This window comes from Dactylosporangium sp. NPDC050588, assembly GCF_040654975.1.
GTDB lineage: Bacteria > Actinomycetota > Actinomycetes > Mycobacteriales > Micromonosporaceae > Dactylosporangium > Dactylosporangium maewongense.
Window position 1 is genome coordinate 39,426 of sequence record NZ_JBFAJA010000086.1, and the last position, 22,095, is coordinate 61,520.

Here is a 22,095-nt window from a genome sequence, read left to right on the forward strand (position 1 = left end):
GGTGGGGCAGTGACCGACTTCTCTGTGCGCCCGTACGCGGCCGACGACGCGGCGGCGGTCGCGGAGCTGATCAACCTGCTGTCGGAGGCCGGTGGCGGGCACGCCGGGCACGTCGCCGCCGAGATCGAGGACTGCGTCAACAACGAGGTCAGGGACGCCGCCCTGGACACCCGGGTGGTGACCGACGGCGCCGGGCGCCTCGTCGCGGTCGCGCTGGTGCCGCTGCCGCCGGAGGGCGGCGACCGGCTGGAGCTGATCGGCGGGGTGCACCCGGACCGGCGCGGCGCCGGCCTCGGCCGGGAGCTGCTCGCCTGGCAGCTGGAGCGGGCCGCCGCCCGGCACGCCGAGCTCGCGCCGGACGCGCCGTGGCAGGCGCAGGTCATCGCGGGCGACGGCGACCCGTCCCCGACCCGCCTCTACGAACGGTTCGGCTTCACCCCGTCCCGCTACTTCCTGGAGATGTCGGCGCCGACGTCAGAGGCGCCGGCCGTGTCGCCGCCGCCGGGGGTGGAGCTCGCGCCGTACGACGCCGCGAGAGACCACGAGCTGCACGCCGTGCACACCGCGGCGTTCCGCGACCTGTGGGGCTACCAGGAGCGCACCTTCGACACGTGGGCGCCGCTGACCGTGCGGTCCGAGGCGTTCCTGCCGGAGCTGTCCAGGTTCGCGCTCGCGGGCGACGAGATCGCGGGCTACGTCCTCGCGTACAACAGCGAAACACCCGGCGGGATCTACATCGGGCAGGTCGGCACCGCCGTGTCGTGGCGCCGCAAGGGCGTCGCGGGCGCGCTGCTCGCCGGCGTGCTCGGCGACGCGGGGCGGGCCGGGCACACGACCGCCGGGCTCGACACCGACGCCGACAACCCGACCGGCGCCGCCGGCGTCTACGCGAAGGCGGGGTTCGTCGTCGACCAGCGGGTCGTCGCGTTCCGGCGGCCGGTCTAGACCGGCACCGCCGGGCCGAACGCGGGGAGCTCGAACGCGCCTGCCTTCGCGAACTGGGCGGCGAGCATCTGCTTCATCGGCCAGCGGGTCATCATCCGCATCGACATGGCCCGCAGGCGGATCATCGTGGCGGAGTTCGGCGCGTACGCGCGGATACCGCCGGGCGGCAGTTCGGTGCCGGCGTCCACGTACCGCTGCAGCCGGCGCTGGTAGGCGAGGCACGCGGCCCGCGCGTCGCCGCCGGACGCCGCCAGCTCGCCGGCGAGGACGTAGGCGCCGACGAGGGCCATGCTGGTGCCCAGGCCGGCGAGGGGCGAGCCGCAGTAGCCGGCGTCGCCGAGCAGGACCACGCTGCCGCGCGACCACTGCTCCACGCGCACCTGGCACAGCGCGTCGAAGACGAAGTCCCGCGCGTGCGGCATCGCCTGGAGCAGCGCCGGCACCCGCCAGCCGACGTGCGCCAGCCGCTCGTCGAGCAGGCGCTGCTGGTCGGCGACCGGGAGCCGTTCGAGGCCGCGCTCGGCGGACCTGAAGCTCAGGTACGCCTTCGCCGTCCCGCCGTTCTCCGGGCGGATGCCGGCCGCGATGCCGCCGGGCGCGTTGTACATGAGGTACCAGTGCCGCAGGTCGCCCGGGTCGGGGATGCTGAAGAACGCGGTGTAGCCGCCGAGCGGCCGCACGAAGTCGGTCTCGGGGCCGAACGCGAGCGCCCGCACCCCGGAGCGCACCCCGTCGGCGCCGACGACCAGGTCGAACTCCTCGGCGCCGCCGCTCGCGAACCCGGCCTCGACCCGCGGCCCGTCCTGGCGCAGCGACGTGATCCGGTCGCCGAAGCGGTAGTCGACGTCGTCGCGGGTCGCCTCGTGCAGCACCCGGGCGAGGTCGCCGCGCGGCAGCTCGATCTCCGCGACCATGCCCTCGCCGCCGAACGCGTCCGCCGCCATCGTCGAGGTCCACCGGCCGGCGGCGTCGACGGTGGCGATGCCGCGCTCGTCGACCCGCTCGGCCCTCACCCTGGCCATCAGGCCCATCCGCTCGACGACGTCCTTCGCGGCGCCGCGGATGTCGACGGCCTGGCCGCCCGGGCGCGGCGCCGCGGCCCGCTCGACGACGGTCGCGGCGATCCCGTGCCGGTGCAGCCAGAACGCCAGCGCCGGCCCCGCGATCCCGGCCCCGGAGATGAGCACACGCATTCTTCGCTCCGTTTCCGCTTGTGTACTGCGTACGCAGCGACGCTAAACGGACCGCTCGCCGTGCGGCAATCGCTACTAGTACACCGGCACCCTCCGGCTCGGCTCCGGCGTCTGGTGTACTAGTACCGTGGCCGACCTGGAACCGCCGTATCGCCGCATCGCGGCCGACATCCGCCGCCGCATCGGCAGCGGGGAGCTCTCGCCCGGCGACCCCGTGCCGTCCGCCCGGCAGATCACCCGCGACTGGGGCGTCGCGATCGCGACCGCGACCAAGGCCCTCGGCGTGCTCCGGGAGGAGGGCCTCACCATGGTCCGGCCCGGCATCGGCACGGTCGTCACCGGCCGGACCGCGGGCGCCCGCCCCGGCCGGACCGCGCACCGGCGCGCCGCACCGGACCGCGGCGTCCCCGAGCTGACCCGGTCCAGGATCGTGGCGACCGCGATCGGCATCGCCGAGGCCGAGGGGATCGCGGAGGTGTCGATGCGCCGCGTCGCCGCCGAGCTCGGCGTGGCGACGATGGCGCTCTACCGGCACGTGCGCGGCAAGGACGAGCTCACGCTGTACATGATCGACGCCGCCTTCGGCGCCGTGCCGCTGCCCGCCGTGCCGCCCCCGGGCTGGCGGCCGCGCCTGGAGCTGGCCGCCAGGCTGCTGTGGCAGCTCTTCCGCCGGCACGTGTGGCTGGCGCCGACGATGTCGCTGACCCGCCCCCAGCCCGCGATGAACGGGCTCCGCTTCACCGAATGGGTCCTCGCCTCCCTCGACGGCACCCCGCTGTCGCTCACCGACCGGCTCCACGTCCACCTGCTGCTGTTCGGCTACGTCCGCGGCCTCGCCACCACCCTCGAACCAGAGGCCGAGGCCGAACGCGAGACCGGCATGACCGGCAACGAGTGGATGGACCTCGGCTTCGGCGGCGCCGCCGTCCCCTCCGGCGTCCCCGTCTTCGAGCGCCTCATCGAGATCGACGACTTCGACCTGGACCTGGACCGCCTGTTCGTCTTCGGCCTGGACCGCCTCCTCGACGGCCTCGCCGTCTTCATCGACACCCGTCGAGGCTGATGTGTCGCCGCCCGCGCCGTGAGCGTCAGGGGCGGTAGCGGCGCCACATGCGGACGCCGACGACGACGGCGGCGGCCAGGAACGACCAGGACCGCAGGGCGATGGCCAGGATGATCGCGGCGGCGCCGGCGAGGCCCAACACGACGGTCACCACGACCCGGCCGGTGCCCCCGCTGGGCAGCAGGGTGAAGCCGGCCAGCCGGGCGCGCAGGCGAAGCCGGGCCCGGCGCCAGCGCAGCCGCAGGCCGGTGGTCCGGGACAGGCGCGGGATCTCGCCGGGGGCGCGGGCCGGCAGGTCGACGTGGCGCTCCGCGGGGACCGCCGACTCGATCGCGGCGGTGACGGACGGCGGCAGGGGGAACAGCGTCGGTTCGATGTGGACGCTCATGCCGTCGGCGCCGAGCAGGCGGCGGGCGCCGTCGGGCCAGCGCAGGAGGGCGACGCATTCCTCGTACAACACCGTGGAAGCGCCGGGCGGGGTGGTGAAGCTGACCCCGTCGGCGGCGTGCACCAGCGCGACCTCCGGGTCCACTTTGGACCGCAGGCGCTTGCCGACGACGCTGAACCGCGACAGTTGCGGCGCCGCCTCGAACCCGGTGGGTGGGCGCTCGACGCCGCGCGGCAGCATGAGCAGCGCCGAGTCGTGCACGGCGCGGGCGACCTCGCGGACGTCGGCGGCGGTGACCCGGCGCAGCTCGTCGGCGACCTCGGCCATGCTGCTGGAGGGGAAGCCGGTGAGCAGGTCGAGGGCCCGGCGGGGGAGGCGCTTCGCTTCCGCGTCCGGGGCGTCCGCGCCCTCCAGCGCGAGGGCGCGGATCGCGTCCAGCTCGCCGGCGTCGAGGTCGACGTCCCGCAGGCGGCGCAGCTGCGCGGTGAAGTGCTCGGCGACGGCGGCGGCCTCACCGTTGCGGGAGTCGGCGACGGCGGTGATGGTGGCGGTCGGGCGCCCGTCGACGCCGTAGTCGGTGGCCGTCGTGTACGACAGCCCGCGTTCCTGCCGCAGCTCCCGGAACAGGGCCCGGCCCAGCGCCTGTGTGTAGACGCCCGCGGCGGCGGTCCGCGGCGCCACGGCGTCCAGCACCATCGCGGCCGAGCCGCCGGCGAACGCCGCGGGCTGCAGCGGCAGCGCCGACGACGCGGCCGGCAGCGGGCGGCGCGGGCCGTCGGGCAGATCGAGCCGCAGCCCGTCGGGCAGCTCGTCGGCGGTGAGCCACAGCACCGCGTTGCCGCGGGTGAAGTGCGCGGCGGCCCACTCGGTGACCCGCGCCGCGGTGGCGGTGTGGATGCCGTGCTCGGCGATGCCGACGAGACCGTAGTCGCGGGCGCCGTGCCGCCACAGCGGCATCAGCAGGTTGACCGGGTCGGAGCGCCCCGCCGCCTCGGTCTCGATGAGCTTGCACTCCACCGGCAGCCGGTCCACCGGCAGCGCGCGCAGCCCGGCGCACACCCCGTGCAGGAAGGCGACCACCGCCTCGGGCGTGCCCTGCGTGACGAACTGGGTCGTGGTCGCGCCGGTCATGCCGTTGTAGTGGTAGTCCGCGACGCCGAGGCGGTGCAGCGCCAGATGCTCGACGAGATGGGTGATCCCGGCGGTGGCCGCGGTCTCGTCGGCGACACCGACGCGGAACATCAGCCCCGCCCGCAGCGGCCCGGGCGCCGCGCCGAGCAGCACCGGCACCCCGTCGACGTCGGTCATCGTGCGGCCGCCTTGCTCCGCGCGGCCCGGAAGTCCGACTTCCAGCTGTCGCTCATCATGTCCCATCCGTACGGTCGCACGAGGTTGCCCAGCGCCGCGAAGTGCCGCGCGGACCGGGGAAGGTCGCCACCCTGGAAGAGGGCGAAGGCGAACGCGCTGTGCGCCGCCACCCACCCGTGGCCGGGCTCGTAGTCGGTGTGCAGCACCGTCCGCGCCGCGGCGGCGCCGAGCTGGTCGCGGACCTTGCGCTGGCCGAGGTAGTCGCGGATCCGGCTGATCCGGTCACTGGTGAACGCGTGCTCGATGTGCGCGTCGGCCACCACCGCACCGGCGAGCGTGCCGGGCGGCCCGGCTTTCAGGCACTCCTGCGCGAAGTCGTGCATCGCCTTCGTCGACCCGCCCCACTTCGGCGCCAGGTTCTGGATGAGCCGTCCCTGCGCGCGGTACGGGACGTCGCAGTGCTCGGCCGCCTTGTCGTACCGGCGGCGCGCCTCGGCCGGCTCGAAGCCCAGCGCCCGTGCGGTGACGATCCGCTCCGTCCACGCCGCGGCGTTGCCGGGGTCGATGGCGACGGCGTCGGTGAGGAGCCGCTCGGCCCGGCCGAGGTGGTCGTAGAAGACCCGCCACTGCGCCTGGCTCACGTTTGCGGCCCGCGACGTGGTCCGGGCCTCCCAGCCCAGCACCACGCACCTGCTCCCCAGCAACGTCCGCGCGAGCGACGAGTCCCGCTCGGTGTCGACGGCCCGCTGCAGGAACCGCTCGCTGCCCGGCACCTCGGCGGCGACCTCCACCGCCAGCGCACGGTCAGCGCGCGGCGGCAGCCCGTCGAAGTACGCCACGACCGCCGCCCAGTCCGCCGCCCGCACCGCCCGGCGCACCACCCCCAGATCGGGCGAGTGCGCGAAGTCCCTGGTGCGCAACGGTTTCAGCGAATCGATCATCAACACGGCCGAGATCATACGGCCGGCGCTCAGACCTGTCCGCCCCTATTCCGAGGCGGTGCTCCGTGCCGTCTGACACCATGTGACGGCTTCGTTCCTCCCGTCGACATACGGGCCGTGGAAACTCAATCACCGGCAGGACAGTGCGGTGGTCCGCGCCGCCGATCTCCGTGAGCCGATCGGACGAGCCGCGCCGGGGCCCGGCTCATTAGCCTCGATGCCGTGACGGCACAGCAGTCCGGGCTGAGCATCGACTTCGGCACCTCGCACACCGTCGGGATGCTGCTCGGCACGCACGAGGTGCCGGTCGCCGACGCGGTGGCGGCGGTCCTCGACCGGGTCCGGTCCGAGGCGGAGCGCACGCTGGGCGGCCCGGCCGGCGAGGTCGTGCTCACCCACCCGGCCAGCTGGGCGCCGATCCGCCGCACCCTGCTGGCCGACGCCGCCCGCGCCGCCGGGCTCGGCACGCCCGTCCTCGTCCCCGAGCCGGTCGCGGCCGCCACCTGCTTCACCGCCGTGCTGTCGCACCGCGTCGACCCCGGCGCGGCCGTCGTCGTGTACGACCTCGGCGGCGGCACCTTCGACGTCAGCGTCGTGCGCCGCACCGCGACCAGCTGGGACGTGGTGGCCAGCGACGGGTTCGAGGACGTCGGCGGTGTCGACCTGGACGCGGCCGTCGTGGGGTGGGTCGGTCGCACCGCCGGCGGCGCCGACCCGCAGCGCTGGCAGCGGCTCGCCGCCCCGGAGACGACCGCCGACCGCCGGCTGCGCCGGGAGCTGCAGGAGGACGCCCGGATCGCCAAGGAGCAGCTGAGCCGGGCGAACCAGACGGGCCTGCCGGTGCCGCTGCTCGACGTCGACGTACACCTGACGCGAGGTGAGCTCGAGGACCTGGCCCGGCCCATGCTCGACCGCACCGTCGCGCGTCACGGCCGCCCTGACCCAGCACGTCAGGACCACTGCCCGCTGAGCCACCGGGCCGGGCGGACGTCGTTGGTACGGTTGTCGACGAGGGCTCCCAGCGGCGTCTTCGAAGGCGTGCTCGCGCCGACACCGGGCGGGCCGCCGCCCCGCTTTCCGCGACCTCCGGGCAGGCGACGGGCGGGCGACGAACGGGGTGGGCCGGGCATACCTGCTAGCAGGTATACGAGGGTGCGGAAACCAGCAGTCGGATAGTCCCGCTGGCGCCGAGGCTGTCACACAGCGGTACGAGGAACGTGGGATGTAGACCTTCCGCACCCCCCTTGAACAGGTGATCCCCATGACGACTTGCCCGGTCGATCCAGTCCTGAGCATGGCACTGTTCGTCTCCGACGCCTCCGCCTCCCGCGACCTGGACGACGCCACCGTCCGCGAGACCGTCCACCGCACGCTCGACCAGCTCGGGCCGGACGAGTGCTACGCGCGGGCCGCCGAGGTGTTCGGCGACCGTCCCGAGGTCGCGCTCAGCCGTATCCAGTGGGCGCGCGAGCTGTGCGCCCGCGCGCTGGCCCCGGTCCTCGCCGGCGCGGCCGCCTGACCACCAGGCCCGGCACCGCGAGCCGAATTCCCGAGCACATGGCCGCTCCCTACCCGGCAGGATCGCGCGGTACACCACCGGCGCGGCTGAGCACGGTCGCGATGCGCGGCTGGTCCGCCGGGCCGGTGAGCAGCACGAGGACCGCCCGGCCCGCCGGCACACCGCGGGCCGCCTGCTCCACCACGGCGTCGGAGAGCCCGGCGTCGTGCACCCCGGCCACGGCTGCCGCCGCCACGGCACCGACGGCCAGCCCCGCCGTCGGCCAGCCGGCGAGCGTGCCGAGCACGATGCCCCACGCGGCCCCGGCGAGCGCGCCGTCGAGGACCCCCAGGTCGCGGGTCTGCAGCTCATGCATCCGGTAAGGACGGCCGCCATCGGCGCCGGGTGCGTCGGACCAGGCGACCACGGCGTCGTCGAGGCGAATCAGCTGCTGCTCCCGCAGACGCAGCACGGAGACCAGCGCGTCCTGAGCCTGCTGCGCCGTGCCGAAGACGTAGAGCGCGGGCCGGTCGGTGCGCTGCGCGCCCGGCCGGCGCAGCCGTCCGGCGAGCGGACGGTGCCGTAGCTGCCAGCCCGCCAGCAGCCCGATCAGGGTCGACAGCAGATGCCCGAGGCTGGTGAAGGTCCTGCTGTCGGCGAACGGCAGCACCACGAGGAGCAGCACCGCGGGCACCAGCACCCGCCGGGCCCGCCGCACCGGCAGGCTGCAGGCCAGGGCGGCGGCGACGGCGTGCGCGCCGTAGCTGGTCCCGACGTCGGCGGCCCAGGCCACCTCCTGGTCGAGCCAGCCGTGTCGCAGACCGACCCGCAGCACCGCGTAGACCAGGCAGCTCGCGATCACGTGGGTCAGCAGGAACACCTCGGCCAGCCGGCGGCGCCCCCACACCAGCTCCGCCGCCCCGGTGAGCAGCAGCAGCGCCACGACCTGCACCGGCTCGATCCCGCCACCCAGCACGAACGCGCTGGTGAACAGCGTCCACAGTCGATGTTGCTCCAGGTTGGCCACGTTGGTGGAGTTCGCAGCGACGATCCCCGCCCGGGCCTGCGGTCCGGCGAACGCGTCGATGCCGAGGCTGACCCCGACCACCGCCGCCACGTACAGGGGCGCCAGCCGTAACCCGGCCACCGCCGCCAGCAGCACCCGTGCCTTCGCCGCCGGCCCCACGCTCGCGGCGAGCTCCGCGGCGAGGTCGCCGCCGGGCAGGTACCGGGCCGACACGAGGCCGGGCTGGTTCGTGTGCCGCCAGCTCCGGTGGATCATGACCCGGCGGCGGGACCCGGCCGCCGGGCCGTCAACCCTGCGCCCGGTTGCGGTCCGTCCGCCATCGGCGCCGGGCGCGCGGGGCATCGCCCGTCACCGCCGGCGCCGCCGCGGTGGTGGGTGCGCTCCTGGCGGGCCCGGCGGGTCGCCTGCCGCGGCGAGGATGCCGGCGAACCACCGGTCGGGGATCAGCGCCAGCAGGACACCGGTCAGTGTGGCGACGAGATGCTCGCGGGAAGGCAGTCCGCCCACGACGACGACCTCGGTGGCGTGGTATGCCGGGAGCACCGCCGCCAGCCACCCGATGCGCAGGCGGACCGCGGCGTACGCCAGCACCGCCACCACCGCGGCCGACGGGCCGGCATCGGCGAGGTGGGCGTCCTGCATGCCGAGCCCCACCGGCGGCCTGGCGTCGATCCACAGCGCCGCGGACAGCGTGGCGGCGCTGTGCCCGGCGACCGCGACAAGGACGGCCCGGACCGTGCCCAGCACCGCCTGGGTCAGGCTGAACACGAGCAGCACCTGCATCACCGCGAACCAGAACGGCAGCAGCGCCGCCGGCGCGAACAGCGACAGCGGCAGCCGCAGCAGGACGGCCGGTAGCGGATCGCCGGGATGCGTGACGGCATACCGGCTGATCACCGGATGCCCGGGCTGGGTCCGCGCGGCGATCGCCAGCGCCGTCACCAGCACCGCGACGGCCGGACCCAGCCACAACCGGCCATACCTGCGCAGCCGGAGTGCGTCGTACACCGGCCCGAACAGTGCCTGCCCCTGCGCGGTGAACCGCCGCAGGATCGGCTGTGCGCCAGCCACCATCCGCGCGGGCTACCCGGCCGGTCCGGCCTGCAACCCTCTCCGAGCGACCGGCACGAGCCGCTCAGCCGGCGGCGTGCTCCAACCCTTCGACGAGCGAGGCGAGCGCCGGCCGGTTGGCGGCGGCGGTGATGAACCCGACGAACCCGCTGCCCTCGAACGCCAGCGTGACCTGGACGAGGTGTTCCTTCTCGCGCCCGAACAGGCTGACCCGCCGCTCGATGTCGTTCCACTGCGCCCCGCGGAACGTCGACGCCGGGTTGCGGGTGACGGGCCGCCCGCCGCGCTGCTTCTCGAACCACGCACCGTCCAGGACGAGCCGCTCGTTGGACTGCCCTTCCACCACGATCATGCGCGCAGGATAAGGGACACCGGTCGGCAGCGGAACGGCCGGCGGGACGCTGAAACGGGCGCCGCCGGTACCATGGAGCGCGTGGCCGGCGGGGTGGACGAGGTCGAGAGCAAGCACCCCGTGCCGGACCCCGGGGCGCTCATGACCCGGCTCGAAGCGCTCGGCTTCCGGGCCGCGCCGCCGCAGGAGCAGCTCGACGAGTACTACGACACCCCCGACGGCCGGCTGCGCGCGCAGGACCTCGTCGCCCGGTTGCGGGTCACCGGCGCCACCGCGACGGCCGGCTTCAAGGGCCCCCGCACGCAGGCCGGTGACGGCACCAACCACCGCATCGAGGTGGAGTTCCCGTCGCCGGATCCAGGTGGTGTACGGGCAGCCTTCGCCGACCAGGGCCTGATCCTCGTGTGGCGCCTCGCGAAGCGCCGCCGCGAGTTCCACCGTGCGGCGCTGGTCGTCGCGGTCGACGAGCTGCCCCGCCTGGGGACGTATGCGGAGTTCGAGGGCCCACCGCCCCAGATCGCGGCCGCCCGCGACCAGGTCGCGGACCTGATCGGCCCGGCGGAGCCCCGCAACTACGCGGAGCTGGCGGCGGCCGTCCACCCGGACGCCCGCGAGCTGCTCTTCTGAGCCCGCGCACCGGCGGGGCGGTGCCCGGCGGATCCGAGGGCTACGGTGACGCTGTGCCTGCGCCTCCCGCTGTGGTGACACGGTGACCGCCGCCTGGGCGGGTGCGCCGGCCGGGGCCGAGCTGCTCGCCGCCGCCCGGCTCGAGCTGCCGGCCGGGTCCCTGGAGCTGGCCTGCCACGCCGCCGTCCCGGTCGCCGTGGACGCCGGCCTGCTGCGCCGCATCCGTGACGCGTTCCCCGCTCTGGCACTGCCGCCCGGAGGTGAGGAGCGGCTGCTGCGGTCCGCGCTCTTCGCCGGTACCGGCGACGGCCGCCACGAGATCGACCCGCGGCTGCGGGCGTCGCTGCAGTCGGCACTGGCCGCCCGGTTCGGGCCCGACCGTCCCCGGCAGGTGGCGGCGCTGGCGGGGGCTTCGCTGATCGAGCCCGGGCCCGCGCCGGCGGACCGGCTCGCCGCGGCGTGGGAGGCGCTCGACCTCCGGTACCCCGTGGAGGACGCGCTGCGGGCGGTCCACGAGCTGGGGGAGCTCGCGCTGCTGCCCGGCAGCGACCTGCGCGCCATCGCGCGGGCGCTGACCGGCGCCGCCGAGTTCGGGCCCGGCGAGGTGGTGGCCGCCGCGCGGTCCGTGCTGGACGCCGTCACCCGGCTGGTGCCCGCCCCGGCGGCCGCGGACGAGGACCGGAGCGGGCGGGTGCGGTTCGAGGAGCTGTTCGGCCTCGGCGACCCCGGCGCCTTCGACCCCGCGGCCACCTGGCCGGCGCGACAGGACGGCGACCGGCTCCGCGTGCCGATCGGCGTGGGGACCGACGGCGCACCGGTCGAGCTCGACTTCGCGTCGGGCCGGCACGGCATGATCGTGGGCGCCCCCGGGTCGGGCAAGTCGGAGCTGCTGCGCTCGGTCATCCTAGCCCTCGCCGTCACGCACTCCCCGGCGGATCTCAACTTCGTCTTCGTCGACTGGCACGGCGGCGGCACCTTCCGCCCGTTCGAGCACCTGCCGCACGTCGCGGCGATGATCACCGGCGTCGGCGAGTCACCGGACCTCGTCGAGCGCTTCTTCGACACCGTCGCCGGCGAGCTCGACCGGCGGGCGCGGGACCGGACCGTCCCGGCGCCGAGCCTGTTCGTCGTCATCGACGAGTTCACCGAGCTGCTCACCGGACGGCCCGACCTCATCGACCTGTTCGTGCAGATCGGGCGGGTCGGCCGGTCGCTCGGCGTGCACCAACTGCTGGCGGCGCAGCGGCTCGAGGAGGGCCGGCTGCGCGGCCTGGACAACTACCTGCCGGTGCGGGTCGCGATGCGCACGTTCAGCGGGCAGGAGAGCCGCGCCGTGATCGGCGTGCCCGACGCCTACGACCTGCCCATGACGCCCGGCGTCGGCTACCTGCGGGCCGGGTCCGGCGCGCCGGTCCGGTTCCTCGCGCCGGTCACGTTCCACCGCTACCTGCCGCCCGGCGGGGGCTGGGACAGCGTCCTGCGCGGCCTCGACCCGTGGGCGCCGCCGAGCGTGGCGGAGGTCCTCACCGACCGGATGCGCGCCGCCGCCCCGCCCGCGACCCAGCTGTGGCTGCCGCCCCTCACCGCGTCGCCGGCGCTCGGGGAGCTGCTCGGCCCGCTCACGACGACCCCCGACCGCGGGCTGACGGCGCCGCGGCGGCCCGGCGGGGTGGCGGTCGCCCGCCTCGACCGGCCGTTCGAGCGGCGCTACGACGTCCTCGACGTCCCGCCGGACGGCGGCAACATCGTGATCGTCGGCGGGCCGCGCAGCGGGAAGTCGACCGCGCTGCAGACGCTCGCGCTCGGGCTGGCCCTGACGTACACCCCGGCCGAGGCGCACCTGTACGCACTGGACTCCGGCGGCGGCCTGGCCCTGGCCTCGCTGGCCGGGCTGCCGCACACCGCCGCCGTCGCGGACCGCCACCGGCGCGACCTGGTGCCACGGATCCTCGGCGAGCTGCACGCCCGCCTCGACCGCGAGCCCACGTGCCGCCGGTTCCTGCTCGTCGACGACTGGGGCGCGGCCCGCGACGACCTCGAGGACTTCGAGTGGATGCTGCACGACCTCGCCCAGCGGGGGCCGGCCCACGGCATCCGTCTCGCGGTCACGGTCCGGCGCTGGGCGCAGCTGCGCCCGGCCGTCCGCGACACCTTCACCACCAGGATCGAGCTGCGCCTGGGCGACCCCGCCGAGTCGGAGATCGACCGGCGGGCCGCCGCCCGGGTCCCGCACGACGTGCCCGGCCGCGGGATCACCGCCGACCGCCTGCAGCTGCTGGTGGCCCGGCCGCGGCTGACCGAGGACGGCGACCTGGCCGCCGCGGTGGCGGACATCCGCGCGGCGTGGCCGTCCGAGCCGGCGCCGCCCGTCGAGCCGCTGCCCGAGCGGCTGCCACCCGAATCGCTGCCCGAGCCGCGGCGCGGCCGGATCCCGATCGGCGTCGAGCAGCTCGGCCTCGGACCGGTCGTCGCCGACCTCGACGCCGACCCGCACCTGATCGTCCTGGGCGGCGAGGGGTCCGGCAAGACCGCGTTCCTGCGCGGCCTGGCCCGTTCGATCGAGCGCGCGCACCGGCCGGAGGAGGCCCGGACCGTCGTCGTCGACTACCGCCGCCGGCTTGCCGGCGCGGCCGGCCCCGCCCACCTGCTCGGGCACTGCACCGGCCCCCAGTCCGCCGACCACGTGCTGCGCGAGGTCGCCACCGCGCTCACCGAGCGGCTGCGCGACTCCGGCCGGTGGCGCGGCCCCGAGGTGTACCTCCTCGTCGACGACTACGACCTCGTCGCCACCGCCACCAACCCCCTCGCCGCCCTCGTGGACCTCCTGCCGCACGCCGCCGGCATCGGGCTGCACGTCGTCGTCGCCCGCCGGACCAGCGGCGCGGCGCGGGCGATGTACGAGCCGGTCCTGCTCCGCCTGCGGGACCTGTCCGCCCAGGCGCTGGTGCTGTCCGGCGCCCGCGAGGACGGGCCGCTGCTCGCCGGCATCACGCCACGGCCCCTGCCGCCCGGCCGTGGCTGGCACGCGACCCGGCGGCACGGCCGGCAGCTCGTCCAGCTGGCCTGGCACCCACCGGAGCCCGGAGGTTTCTGAACCGGGGCAACCCGCCCGGCCACCGCACCTGTCCAGGTGTGGTGAAGGGAGGTACCCGTGACCGGAGACATCGAGTCCGACCTGCACGAGTACGTCGAAACCCGATACGTGCACCTGCGCCGCACGGCGTTCCTGCTGTGCGGCGAGTGGCACCGCGCCGAGGACCTCGTGCAGACCGCGCTGGCCAAGGTGGTGACCGCGGCGCGGCGCGGGCGGGTCGAGCACCTCGACGCGTACGCCCGCCAGGTGCTGCTGCGGGTGTACCTGGACGACAACCAGCGCGGCTCGCGGCGCCGCGAGCGGACCTGGGCGGACCCCGCCGGCGCGGCCGAGCCGCCCGCGGTGGCCGGCGACCGCGCCACCGCACTCACCGTGCTGGCGGCGCTGCGGGCCCTGCCCGCCAGGCAGCGCGCGACGGTCGTGCTGCGCTACTGGGAAGACCGCAGCGTCGAGGACACCGCGGTGGTGCTCGGGGTCAGCGAAGGAACGGTGAAGAGCCAGTCGGCGAAGGCGCTGGCGACGCTGCGGCAGCTGCTCGCCGGCAGCGTGGGAGAGCTCATGTTCAGCGATGGAGGGATGGTCTGATGCCGCTCGACGAACTGCGCACGGCGCTGCAGGCGGCCGTGGAGGCCGACGAGCCGCCGGCCGGCGCCGGCCCGGCCGCGGTGTTCGCCCGGGCCGACCGGGCCCGGACCCGGCAACGGCTCACGATGCTGGTCGGCGGGGTCGCCGTGCTGGGCGTCGCGGTCGGCACCGCCGCGTTCGCGCTGGACCGCTCGGGCGGCGCGGCCACGACCGCCCAGCCGCCGGCGGTCGCGACGTCCGCCCCGGCCACATCCGCGGCCCCGCCGGCCACATCCGCGGCACCGCCGGCCGCGTCCGGCGCCCCGCGGCCCGAGGTGCCGCCCGACGCCATGCTCGCCACCCTGCGGCGGCTGCTCCCGGCCGGCCTGGCCACGTCGGAGCCGTTCAGCCAGCCGGGCTTCGCGGAGCTGATCCTCACCGACCGGGCCGGCCGCGGCAAGGTCCAGGTCAACGTGCAACCCGACTACCGCCGCGCCGTCCCGCCCGGCCACGTCTCCGGCGACGACCCGATGGACTTGTTCACCTGCGCGAAGCGGAAGAACCCGCCCGGCACCCACTGCGTCGACTCGACGCTGCCGGACGGCACGCTGCTCGTGCTGACCGACGGCCCGTCGGAGGACGCCGGACACGACCGGATCACCCTCCGCATGGCCGACGTGCTCCGGCCGGACGGCGTCCGCATCGCGGTCGGCACCTGGAACGCCGTCCGGGAGAAGACCAACACCGAGACCCGCCCCGAGCCGCCCCTGACCGGCCAGCAGCTGCAGGCGATCGCCACCGACCCCACCTGGCCGGTCTGACCCCGGCCCGGCCGGGCGCTACGCCGCCGCCCCGACCGGCTGGTCGGCGCCGCGCACCGTGAGGTACGCCGTCACCGACGCCAGGGCGGGGTGGGTGGCGGCGACCTGCGGGGCGAGGATCCGGTGCGCCTCCACGGCCAGGGTCCGGGCCGTGTCGTGGTCGTCCCGGGCAGCGGCGAGCGCGGCCAGGTTGGTCAGCGTCAGCGCGACCTCCGGATGCGACGCGCCGTACGTGCGGCGCTTCCCGGCCAGCACGACCGTGTACAGCGCCGCGGCGGCGGCCGGGTCGCGGGCGGCGAGGACGGCGGCGAGGTTGTGCCGGTTGGTGAGGACGTCGGGGTGGTCGGGGCCGTGCCGGGCGGTGAAGTACGCGATCGCCCGGCGCAGCAACGGCTCCGCCTCCGCGGGCTCGCCCCGGGCCTGCAGGATCGCGGCGAGGTGGGCCTCGTCGGCGACGACGGCCGGGTGGCCGGGCGGAAGGCACGCGCGGTGCAGGGCGAGGGAGCGCCGCGCGTACGCCTCGCCGGCCGTCAGGTCGCCGCGGCTGTGGGCGAGGCCGGCGAGGTTGTGCCAGACGGCGGCGAGCGCGGGATGGTCCGGGCCGTGGGCCGCCTCCAGCGCCGTGCGGACCGCGGTGTACTGGGCCTGAGCGTCGTCGTGGCGGCCCGCGAACTTGTACAGCACGCCGAGCTCGTTGCGCAGCGGCACCAGCTCCAGGTCGGTGAAGCGGGGCGCCGCGTCGTCGCACGCGGCCCGCAGCAGCCGCTCCGCCGCGGCGTAGCGGCCCTGGCGGCGCAGGTTGCCGGCCAGGGCGACGGTCGCCTGGACGCGCAGCCGCAGCAGGACCTCCGGCCGGGACGGCAGCGCGGCCATGACGGCGGTGGCGCGGCGGTGGTAGGCCTCGGCGGCCGCGTGCTTGCCGAGCTCGTCGAGGGCGCTGCCGAGCAGGGTGAGCACGTTGGCGGTGTCGGGGCTGCCGGCGCCGGCGTGCGCCTCGAGGATGCCGAGGGCACGCCGGCACAGGTCGATGCTCCGCGGGTAGCGGTGCTCGTCCCAGGCGGACAGCGCCAGGTCGTGCAGGGCGACCGCCTCGTCGACGGGATCAGGTGTCATGACCGGCTCCGCCACCCGCTGCCGTGGCTCAGGCGATCCGGGCGACGGCCTGGCTGTGGTTGGTCGTCAGGCCTCCCGCCGGAAGCGCCGGGGCGGCGGGCGTGGCGACGGCCTGGCTGTGGTTGGTGGCGAGACCGCCGCCCCGGACCTGCGTGCGGACCACGGGCGTGGCGACGACAGAACGCTGCATGGGAGTGCTCCTTCGGATTCGTGGTTTCGTGTGCCCCGTGAGCGTGGCCGCCACCGCTTGGCCCGTACTTGTGGCGGACTTGGAGCGCCCGCGCCGCCCGCCGGAGCGTCCGCGCTCAAGTGGACGGCAAGCGCGCCCGCACACACTGCCGCCGACACCGGCCGCGACCGTACGGGAGCGAACCATGCAGGACACGAAGACGCGCACCATGCCGGCGGCGCTGCGGCGGCTGCTGTTCGGCGACGTCGTGTCGGCCGCCGGGATCGGGCTCACCCAGCCGTACCTGGTGATCCTGCTGCACTCCGGCAAGGGCATCCCGCTCGCGGCGGCCACCGCGATGACCGCGCTGCTCGCCCTCGCCAGCTTCCCCGGCAACTGGCTCAGCGGCGTCCTCACCGACCGGCACGGCGGGCGCCTCGCCATGACCGCCGGCCTCGCCACGACCGTCTGCGGCCTGGTCCTCGTCGCCACCGGCAGCCATCCGCTGCTGCTCGGGTGCGCCGTCGCAGCGGTCGGGTTCGGGTGGGCGGTGACGCTGCCCGCGTACGCGACGCTGATCGCCGGGCTCGTCCCGGAGGAGGCGCACGGCCGGACGTTCACGCTGCAGTTCGCCCTGTTCAACGCGGGCATGGGCGCGGGCTCCGCGGTGGCCGTCCTCGTCGCCGACCTCACCCGGCTGTGGTGGGCGGCCGCGGGCACGTGCCTGGTCGCGATCGTGGCCGTGCGCTGGTCGTACACCGGCGGACAACGAACGACGAGCACCCTGACGGGCCCGGGCTACCGCGCGCTGCTCACCGACCGGCGGCTGCTGCGCGTGCTGCTCGTCGCCGCGCTGACCTCGGCCGCCGGATACGGCGTCTACACCGCGGGCCTGCCCGTCCTGGCGATCCACAGTGGACGGCCGGACCTCATGTCGTGGGCGGGCGTCGCCAACTGCCTCACGATCGTCGCCGGACTCCCGTTGGCCTTGCGCGCCGGTGTACGACTGGCGCCACCGCGACTCGTCGCCGCCGCTGCCGCGGTCTGGTCGGCCGGCTGGCTGCTGTGCGCCACCGTCACCACCCCTGCCTGGGCCGTGCTCCCGCTCGCCGCCGTGCTCATGGGCGCCGGCGAGCTGCTGCTGTCCGGCGCGCTGCCCGCGATGGTCAACGCCCTCGCCCCCGACGCCCTCCGCGGCCGCTACAACGCCGCCCTGACCTTCGCGATGACGGCGGGCATGTGGGCCGGCCCGCTGCTCGCCGCGGCGGCCACGGCCCTCGGCCTGCTGCGGCTGCTGTTCGCCGCCGCCGTAGCCCTGCTCGCCGTCGCCACCGCCCTGGTACACCGGATCGACCCCGCGCCACGGTGACACCCGCCGGCGACGGTCACCCGCCCGTGGCCGAGAACAGCGCGACGAGCCTGTTGAAGGCACTCCCTGGGCCCTCGCCCGCCAGGCGTCAACTACGAAGCCAATCTTGAATGAACGGCTTCGCGGCGGTGAGGCTGCTGACGACGTGATGGGCGTGGGTCAACTGATCGGCGGAATGGGTGGTGGTCAGCCCGATCACGGTCATCGCCGCGGCCCGGGCCGCTTCGACTCCAGCGGGAGCGTCCTCGATGACCAGGCACCGCTCGGCTGGTGTCCGGAGCAGTCCGGCTGCGCGGAGATAGCCCTCCGGGTGGGGTTTGCCCTGCGCGACGTGGCTGTTGTCCACCAGCACCGGAGGGTCGGGCAGCCCGCCGGCGCGGAGCCGCTGCCGGACGGTCTGGGCACGGCCAGAGGTGACCACGCCCCACCGTGCAGCGTGAAGCACCTGCAGGACCGCTGCGGCATCAGGGTAGACCGGGAACGCGTCGCCTTCCTCGGCCACGAAGTCACGGACGAGTCGGTACTCGGCTTCGGGGTCGAGGCGGGGTGCGACGACGGCGATGGTGTCCACCGCCCGCATGCCGTGGGTGTGAGACCAGACGGTCGTCGGGTCCAAGCCTCGGTGCAAGGCCCAGCGAGTCCAGATCCGCCGGTATGCGGCGTAGGAGTCGACCAGCACGCCGTCGGCGTCGAACAGCACGGCAGCGCCTTGCGCGGCTCCGTTCGTGTGGTGGCTCACCATCAGGCGCTCCTCACCCTTCGGCTGGGACGGCACGGTCAATTCGTGCGGCGGAAGTCGGTGACGTCAGGGAGCTTCTGAAAGCCGGCCGAAACGTACGTCGCCACGCCGCCGACGTTGCTGCTCGGGGTGCAAACTGTCGCGCTGGACGACCCCATCTCCTGCAACGCGGCGGCCGCGGCCACGGTGATCGCGCGGCCGTATCCGCGGCCACGGTGATCCCGATGGACGCCCAGTGGTTCAAGCAGACCCGGCCGCCCTTCCCCGGCCGACCACACCGTCACCGTGGCCACCGCATCGCCGTCGCGGTCGTAACCGACCAGGCACCGAGCCCGACGGTACGGCGGGGCGGCGGCCATCGCGCGCCAGCGCTCCAGAGTGAACGTCGAGCCGGCGAACGCTGCCCGCTGCACCGCGACCCGATCCTGAACGATCCGATCCCGAGTGTCGTGCGGGTCGATGACTTCGACCCGGAGCCCGCAACGCTCCACCTGAACAGTCAGCTCCCGGGACAACGGGGTCCACGGTTCATCGGCCGCCCAACCGCTGCGATGGAGGAGCCCTCGAAAGGCGGTGCCGAAGCGGGCCTCGACGGCCTCGGCGCCACCGGGCAGCACTCCCTGCCCTGGTGCCGACAGGTCCGTCAGCAGCTGAGCCGCGAATGCGGCGTCGTCGTCGACGCTCGGTGCGATGCCCATCCGGATCAGGCCCGCGGCGTCGTCCACCATGCCAACGGCCAAGATCTGCCCGTCACGGGTCCACACCCGGACGGCCTCGGCCAACTCCTGCGCGCCGAACCTCCAGTGCCACCCGAGGTCACCCGGATGAAGCTGGACCGGCCCGCCAGCGTGCTGCCAGCCCGCCACCGCCTCGACGATCTCGCCCAACGAGTCGGGCGTCGAACGCTGCACGGTGATCGACATGCGTCGACCCAAACACCACCACACCGAAGACGCAACGGCTTATTGGGATTCAAGCTCGTCGACGAACGGGTCCGACGTCGCAGGCGGAGCCACGGGTCGAGGACTGACACGGGCGCGGGGAGCGTTGTATGCTCGCGCCGATGACTACCTCACGTCGTAGATTGGGGGTCCCATCCGCGCAAGGTGAGTGCTGATGCACATCCTTGACGCGACTGGGGACACCCGCCGAACGTTCTGGCAGCGCGTGCGCGAGTTCGCCGTGCCGCAATCAATGATCGAGTCAGCGACCGCCCGCCGGCACGCCGGCGACTGGGCCGGGGCGTGCGCCGCGGCGCGGGTCGACGTCGATCTCGACCTCAAGGCAGTGGCTCGGACCGGTGGTGCGGCGCTGGCCGCGTCGATCCGGGCCGACCTGCGCCAGCTCGCCCCCGACCTGCTGCGCTGGCACATGCCGCGGATCGCGCCGGACGGCCTGCTGCGGCCGGGGCTGACCATCACGCTCGCCCGGTACGGCCCGGTGCACCTGGTGGTCCGGACGCCGCCGGCGTGGGCGGGCGCGGGGCAGCGGATCAGCCTCGCACTGTGGGAGGGGGCGCGGCGGACCGGCGTGCCGCATCCGCACCCGCATCCCGATCCGCGGTTCCGGCTCGACCTGCACCGGCACCTGTGGGACGCGCGCCGGGCGGGGGAGCTGCGGGCCAGGGCCGGTCGCGGCGCCACCGGTCCGGCGCCGCCTCCGGAGCCCGCCGAGGCCATGACTTCGGCCGACCCGTGGGCGGATTCAGCGTTCGCGGCGGCGGGAGGTGCGGCGACCGACCGGTGGGCCGACGAGGCCGGGATCCTGCTGCGGGCGGACGGGCGTGCCGGCGGTGCGGTGACCGTGCGGCTCGGAGCCCGGCACCGGTTCGTCGTGACCGTCGCGGACGGCGCCGAGCCCCGCATCGCGCGGGCCCGCGGGCGCGGCGGCGGGGGACCCGTGCTGCCCGACGCGGCGACGTGGGTCCTGCCCGACGTGGAGCTGCTGCGCGAAGGGCTCATCCGTGCGGACGGGCTGCACCCGCTCGTCGCGGCGGCGCTCGCGCCCGGCCGGCCAACGGCGTACACCCGCCGCGACGACGACCCGAGCACGCCGAGGGTCGTCGAGTGCCGGGGCGAGCGGCACCGGATCGGGCTCGTGGGCGGCACGCTCGTCGCGCTCGACCACGACCCCGCCGAGGTGCGCCGGGAAGAACTGCTCGCCGCGCTCGGCGGGACCCCGCTGGCGTGCCTGCAAGCGATCGACGAGGCGCACCGCCGGCCGGAGTGCCTCCCCGACGTGCGGGCGCGGCTCGACCACGGCGACACCGAAGGCGCGCTCGCCGTGGTGGAAGGGCTGCTGGGCCCCGACGCGCTGCTGCGGCACGGCGCGCTGCGGGAAACCCTCGACGACGCGGCGCGGCGCAAGGTCGCGCACGGGCTGTTCCGCGCCGGCCTGTCCCGCACCCGCCCCGCACCCGAACGCCGCGCCGCGCGTCGCTGACCCACCACCCGGCTCCGATCCCGCGCCGGGCGCCTGACTGCGCCGACCCCTTGTGGCCGGACCACGACCTCTCCACGAAAGGTGATGCCTCATGTCCTTGTTCCCCGCCTCGTTCACCGACCAGCTCGACGTCGCCGCCGAGCTGCTCGCGCTCCTGCACGACACCGGAACCGAGCCGCGCACCGACACGCAGCTGGAGGCGCTGACCCTCGCCGTCGCCGCCGACCTGCCGGTCCTGCTGTGGGGCGAGCCCGGCATCGGCAAGACGGCCGCCCTCACCCAGCTCGCCGAGGCGCTCGACCTGCCGCTCACCACCGTCATCGCCAGCGTGCACGAGCCGTCGGACTTCTCGGGCCTGCCCGTCGTCGGCGACGACCCGGCGGTGCAGGGCGTGCCGATGGCCCCGCCGGACTGGGCGGTGCGCCTGGTGCACGCCGGCCGCGGCCTGCTCTTCCTGGACGAGCTGTCCACCGCGCCGCCGGCCGTGCAGGCCGCGTTGCTGCGTCTGGTGCTGGAGCGCCGCGTCGGCGCCCTGCGCCTGCCGCCGGGCGTGCGGATCGTGGCGGCCGCCAACCCGCGGTCGTCCGCCGCCGACGGGTGGGAGCTGTCCGCGCCCCTCGCGAACCGCTTCGTGCACCTGCAGTGGGTGCACGACCACGACGTCGTCGTCCGCGGCCTCGGCGGCACCTGGCCGCGCGCGTCGCTGCCCCGGCTGGATCCGCGGAAGCTGACCGAGGCGGTGGCGTTCGCCCGCCGGGCCGTGTGCGGGCTGCTCACCGCCCGGCCCCGGCTGGTGCACCAGCTGCCCGGCAGCGAGGCGCGCCGCGGCGGTCCGTGGCCGTCGCCGCGCAGCTGGGACATGGCACTGCGGCTGACCGCGTTCGCCGTCGCCGCCGGCACGTCCCGCGACGTGCTCTCGATGCTGGTCCGCGGCACCGTCGGCGACGGCCCGGGCCTGGAGCTCCTGGCGAGCCTCGACCGGATGGACCTGCCGGACCCGGAGACGCTGCTCGCCGACCCGGCCGCGGCGGTCCTGCCGGAGCGCGGCGACCTGCGGCAGGCGGCCCTCGACGGCGTCGTCGAAGCGGTCCGCCGGCAGCCGTCGAAGGACCGGTGGGATGCGGCGTGGGCGATCCTGGCCGCCGCCGTCGACACCGGCGCCCCGGACCTCGTGGTGGTGCCGGCGTCGACGCTCGCCGCGCAGCGCCGTGCCGACTGGGACGTGCCCGACCTGATCGAACGCCTCGCCGGCGCGGTGTCGCTGTCGCAGCGGGCGGTGGCCGCCTGATGGCGCGCGACACCGCCGAGGCATCCGCCGTGGGCGGTGGCCTGGCCGCGTCCGAGGACCGGTCCGCCGTGGGCGGTGGCCTG

Annotated in this window: 21 protein-coding genes; 11 read left to right on the forward strand and 10 right to left on the reverse strand. The window is 75.5% G+C overall.

The window, feature by feature from the left end; genetic code table 11:
* Positions 1-9: 9 nt before the first annotated feature.
* Positions 10-945 carry a GNAT family N-acetyltransferase gene (locus tag AB0I21_RS44555; RefSeq protein ID WP_360570039.1) on the forward strand — a complete coding sequence of 312 codons (936 nt, stop codon included), beginning with the start codon at positions 10-12 and terminating at the stop codon, positions 943-945.
* On the opposite strand, the gene AB0I21_RS44560 is transcribed toward AB0I21_RS44555, so the two are convergent.
* Complete coding sequence (locus tag AB0I21_RS44560; protein WP_360570041.1) at positions 942-2,138, reverse strand: FAD-dependent monooxygenase; 1,197 nt, start codon at positions 2,136-2,138, stop codon at positions 942-944. The two genes, AB0I21_RS44555 and AB0I21_RS44560, sit on opposite strands and share 4 nt — an antisense overlap.
* Before the next feature lie 127 nt (positions 2,139-2,265).
* Here AB0I21_RS44560 and AB0I21_RS44565 point away from each other — a divergent pair, with 127 nt between their 5' ends.
* Entirely contained in the window at positions 2,266-3,201 is a 936-nt protein-coding gene (locus AB0I21_RS44565) for a TetR/AcrR family transcriptional regulator C-terminal domain-containing protein (RefSeq protein WP_360570043.1), read from the forward strand.
* 25 nt (positions 3,202-3,226) lie between these two features.
* Here the strand turns inward: AB0I21_RS44565 and AB0I21_RS44570 are convergent, their stop codons facing one another.
* Together AB0I21_RS44570 and AB0I21_RS44575 are read right to left on the reverse strand one after the other, a co-directional pair.
* The gene (locus AB0I21_RS44570; RefSeq protein WP_360570045.1) at positions 3,227-4,897 is read right to left on the reverse strand and encodes an insulinase family protein; all 1,671 of its coding nucleotides are present in this window, start codon (positions 4,895-4,897) and stop codon (positions 3,227-3,229) included.
* Positions 4,894-5,844 (reverse strand): hypothetical protein, encoded by a 951-nt coding sequence (locus AB0I21_RS44575; protein WP_360570047.1) that lies wholly within the window; start codon positions 5,842-5,844, stop codon positions 4,894-4,896. Before AB0I21_RS44575 ends, AB0I21_RS44570 begins: the two co-directional genes overlap by 4 nt.
* Before the next feature lie 216 nt (positions 5,845-6,060).
* On the opposite strand from AB0I21_RS44575, the gene AB0I21_RS44580 reads away from it, so the two are divergent.
* Positions 6,061-7,014: an Hsp70 family protein gene (locus AB0I21_RS44580; protein ID WP_360570049.1), complete on the forward strand. Its 954-nt coding sequence runs from the start codon at positions 6,061-6,063 to the stop codon at positions 7,012-7,014.
* A 118-nt stretch (positions 7,015-7,132) separates the two neighbouring features.
* Positions 7,133-7,357: a hypothetical protein gene (locus AB0I21_RS44585; RefSeq protein WP_360570051.1), complete on the forward strand. Its 225-nt coding sequence runs from the start codon at positions 7,133-7,135 to the stop codon at positions 7,355-7,357.
* A 49-nt stretch (positions 7,358-7,406) separates the two neighbouring features.
* Here AB0I21_RS44585 and AB0I21_RS44590 read toward each other — a convergent pair whose 3' ends face one another.
* The 3 genes from AB0I21_RS44590 to AB0I21_RS44600 all read right to left on the reverse strand — a co-directional run bounded on the left by AB0I21_RS44590 (position 7,407) and on the right by AB0I21_RS44600 (position 9,786).
* The gene (locus AB0I21_RS44590) at positions 7,407-8,618 is read right to left on the reverse strand and encodes a rhomboid family intramembrane serine protease (protein WP_360570053.1); all 1,212 of its coding nucleotides are present in this window, start codon (positions 8,616-8,618) and stop codon (positions 7,407-7,409) included.
* A 93-nt stretch (positions 8,619-8,711) separates the two neighbouring features.
* Entirely contained in the window at positions 8,712-9,437 is a 726-nt protein-coding gene (locus AB0I21_RS44595; RefSeq protein ID WP_360570055.1) for a hypothetical protein, read from the reverse strand.
* A gap of 61 nt (positions 9,438-9,498) precedes the next feature.
* Positions 9,499-9,786 (reverse strand): hypothetical protein, encoded by a 288-nt coding sequence (locus tag AB0I21_RS44600; RefSeq protein ID WP_360570057.1) that lies wholly within the window; start codon positions 9,784-9,786, stop codon positions 9,499-9,501.
* 81 nt (positions 9,787-9,867) lie between these two features.
* On the opposite strand from AB0I21_RS44600, the gene AB0I21_RS44605 reads away from it, so the two are divergent.
* From AB0I21_RS44605 to AB0I21_RS44620, 4 genes are all read left to right on the forward strand, one after another.
* A complete protein-coding gene (locus AB0I21_RS44605) occupies positions 9,868-10,413 on the forward strand; it encodes a class IV adenylate cyclase (RefSeq protein WP_360570059.1) in 546 nt (181 codons plus the stop codon).
* Between the two features lie 82 nt (positions 10,414-10,495).
* Complete coding sequence (gene eccCb, locus AB0I21_RS44610) at positions 10,496-13,507, forward strand: type VII secretion protein EccCb (RefSeq protein WP_360570061.1); 3,012 nt, start codon at positions 10,496-10,498, stop codon at positions 13,505-13,507.
* 57 nt (positions 13,508-13,564) lie between these two features.
* Positions 13,565-14,092 (forward strand): SigE family RNA polymerase sigma factor, encoded by a 528-nt coding sequence (locus tag AB0I21_RS44615; RefSeq protein WP_360570063.1) that lies wholly within the window; start codon positions 13,565-13,567, stop codon positions 14,090-14,092.
* Positions 14,092-14,892 carry a hypothetical protein gene (locus AB0I21_RS44620; RefSeq protein WP_360570065.1) on the forward strand — a complete coding sequence of 267 codons (801 nt, stop codon included), beginning with the start codon at positions 14,092-14,094 and terminating at the stop codon, positions 14,890-14,892. Before AB0I21_RS44615 ends, AB0I21_RS44620 begins: the two co-directional genes overlap by 1 nt.
* A gap of 18 nt (positions 14,893-14,910) precedes the next feature.
* Here AB0I21_RS44620 and AB0I21_RS44625 read toward each other — a convergent pair whose 3' ends face one another.
* On the reverse strand, positions 14,911-16,005 hold the full coding sequence (locus AB0I21_RS44625) for a tetratricopeptide repeat protein (protein WP_360570067.1): 1,095 nt from the start codon (positions 16,003-16,005) through the stop codon (positions 14,911-14,913).
* A gap of 28 nt (positions 16,006-16,033) precedes the next feature.
* Complete coding sequence (locus tag AB0I21_RS44630) at positions 16,034-16,195, reverse strand: hypothetical protein (RefSeq protein WP_360570069.1); 162 nt, start codon at positions 16,193-16,195, stop codon at positions 16,034-16,036.
* 184 nt (positions 16,196-16,379) lie between these two features.
* Between AB0I21_RS44630 and AB0I21_RS44635 the strand changes: the two genes are divergently transcribed.
* Complete coding sequence (locus AB0I21_RS44635; RefSeq protein WP_360570071.1) at positions 16,380-17,543, forward strand: MFS transporter; 1,164 nt, start codon at positions 16,380-16,382, stop codon at positions 17,541-17,543.
* A gap of 88 nt (positions 17,544-17,631) precedes the next feature.
* Here the strand turns inward: AB0I21_RS44635 and AB0I21_RS44640 are convergent, their stop codons facing one another.
* Together AB0I21_RS44640 and AB0I21_RS44645 are read right to left on the reverse strand one after the other, a co-directional pair.
* Positions 17,632-18,285: an HAD-IA family hydrolase gene (locus tag AB0I21_RS44640; protein ID WP_360570073.1), complete on the reverse strand. Its 654-nt coding sequence runs from the start codon at positions 18,283-18,285 to the stop codon at positions 17,632-17,634.
* A gap of 35 nt (positions 18,286-18,320) precedes the next feature.
* Positions 18,321-19,205: a GNAT family N-acetyltransferase gene (locus tag AB0I21_RS44645; RefSeq protein WP_360570075.1), complete on the reverse strand. Its 885-nt coding sequence runs from the start codon at positions 19,203-19,205 to the stop codon at positions 18,321-18,323.
* A 193-nt stretch (positions 19,206-19,398) separates the two neighbouring features.
* Here AB0I21_RS44645 and AB0I21_RS44650 point away from each other — a divergent pair, with 193 nt between their 5' ends.
* Both AB0I21_RS44650 and AB0I21_RS44655 read left to right on the forward strand, forming a co-directional pair.
* A complete protein-coding gene (locus tag AB0I21_RS44650) occupies positions 19,399-20,724 on the forward strand; it encodes a hypothetical protein (RefSeq protein WP_360570077.1) in 1,326 nt (441 codons plus the stop codon).
* Between the two features lie 91 nt (positions 20,725-20,815).
* Positions 20,816-22,012, forward strand: coding sequence for a MoxR family ATPase (locus AB0I21_RS44655; protein ID WP_360570079.1), 1,197 nt, complete (start codon positions 20,816-20,818; stop codon positions 22,010-22,012).
* The last annotated feature ends 83 nt before the right edge of the window (positions 22,013-22,095 follow it).

Bases quoted from the DNA above. Each gene is read 5' to 3' on its own strand.
- AB0I21_RS44630 (WP_360570069.1), bottom strand. From the start codon at position 16,195: ATGCAGCGTTCTGTCGTCGCCACGCCCGTGGTCCGCACGCAGGTCCGG.
- AB0I21_RS44645 (WP_360570075.1), bottom strand. From the start codon at position 19,205: ATGTCGATCACCGTGCAGCGTTCGACGCCCGACTCGTTGGGCGAGATC.
- AB0I21_RS44600 (WP_360570057.1), bottom strand. From the start codon at position 9,786: ATGATCGTGGTGGAAGGGCAGTCCAACGAGCGGCTCGTCCTGGACGGT.
- AB0I21_RS44590 (WP_360570053.1), bottom strand. From the start codon at position 8,618: ATGATCCACCGGAGCTGGCGGCACACGAACCAGCCCGGCCTCGTGTCG.
- AB0I21_RS44585 (WP_360570051.1), top strand. From the start codon at position 7,133: ATGGCACTGTTCGTCTCCGACGCCTCCGCCTCCCGCGACCTGGACGAC.
- AB0I21_RS44595 (WP_360570055.1), bottom strand. From the start codon at position 9,437: ATGGTGGCTGGCGCACAGCCGATCCTGCGGCGGTTCACCGCGCAGGGG.
- AB0I21_RS44625 (WP_360570067.1), bottom strand. From the start codon at position 16,005: ATGACACCTGATCCCGTCGACGAGGCGGTCGCCCTGCACGACCTGGCG.
- AB0I21_RS44570 (WP_360570045.1), bottom strand. From the start codon at position 4,897: ATGACCGACGTCGACGGGGTGCCGGTGCTGCTCGGCGCGGCGCCCGGG.
- AB0I21_RS44655 (WP_360570079.1), top strand. From the start codon at position 20,816: ATGTCCTTGTTCCCCGCCTCGTTCACCGACCAGCTCGACGTCGCCGCC.
- AB0I21_RS44640 (WP_360570073.1), bottom strand. From the start codon at position 18,285: ATGGTGAGCCACCACACGAACGGAGCCGCGCAAGGCGCTGCCGTGCTG.
- AB0I21_RS44620 (WP_360570065.1), top strand. From the start codon at position 14,092: ATGCCGCTCGACGAACTGCGCACGGCGCTGCAGGCGGCCGTGGAGGCC.
- AB0I21_RS44560 (WP_360570041.1), bottom strand. From the start codon at position 2,138: ATGCGTGTGCTCATCTCCGGGGCCGGGATCGCGGGGCCGGCGCTGGCG.
- AB0I21_RS44650 (WP_360570077.1), top strand. From the start codon at position 19,399: ATGCACATCCTTGACGCGACTGGGGACACCCGCCGAACGTTCTGGCAG.
- AB0I21_RS44635 (WP_360570071.1), top strand. From the start codon at position 16,380: ATGCAGGACACGAAGACGCGCACCATGCCGGCGGCGCTGCGGCGGCTG.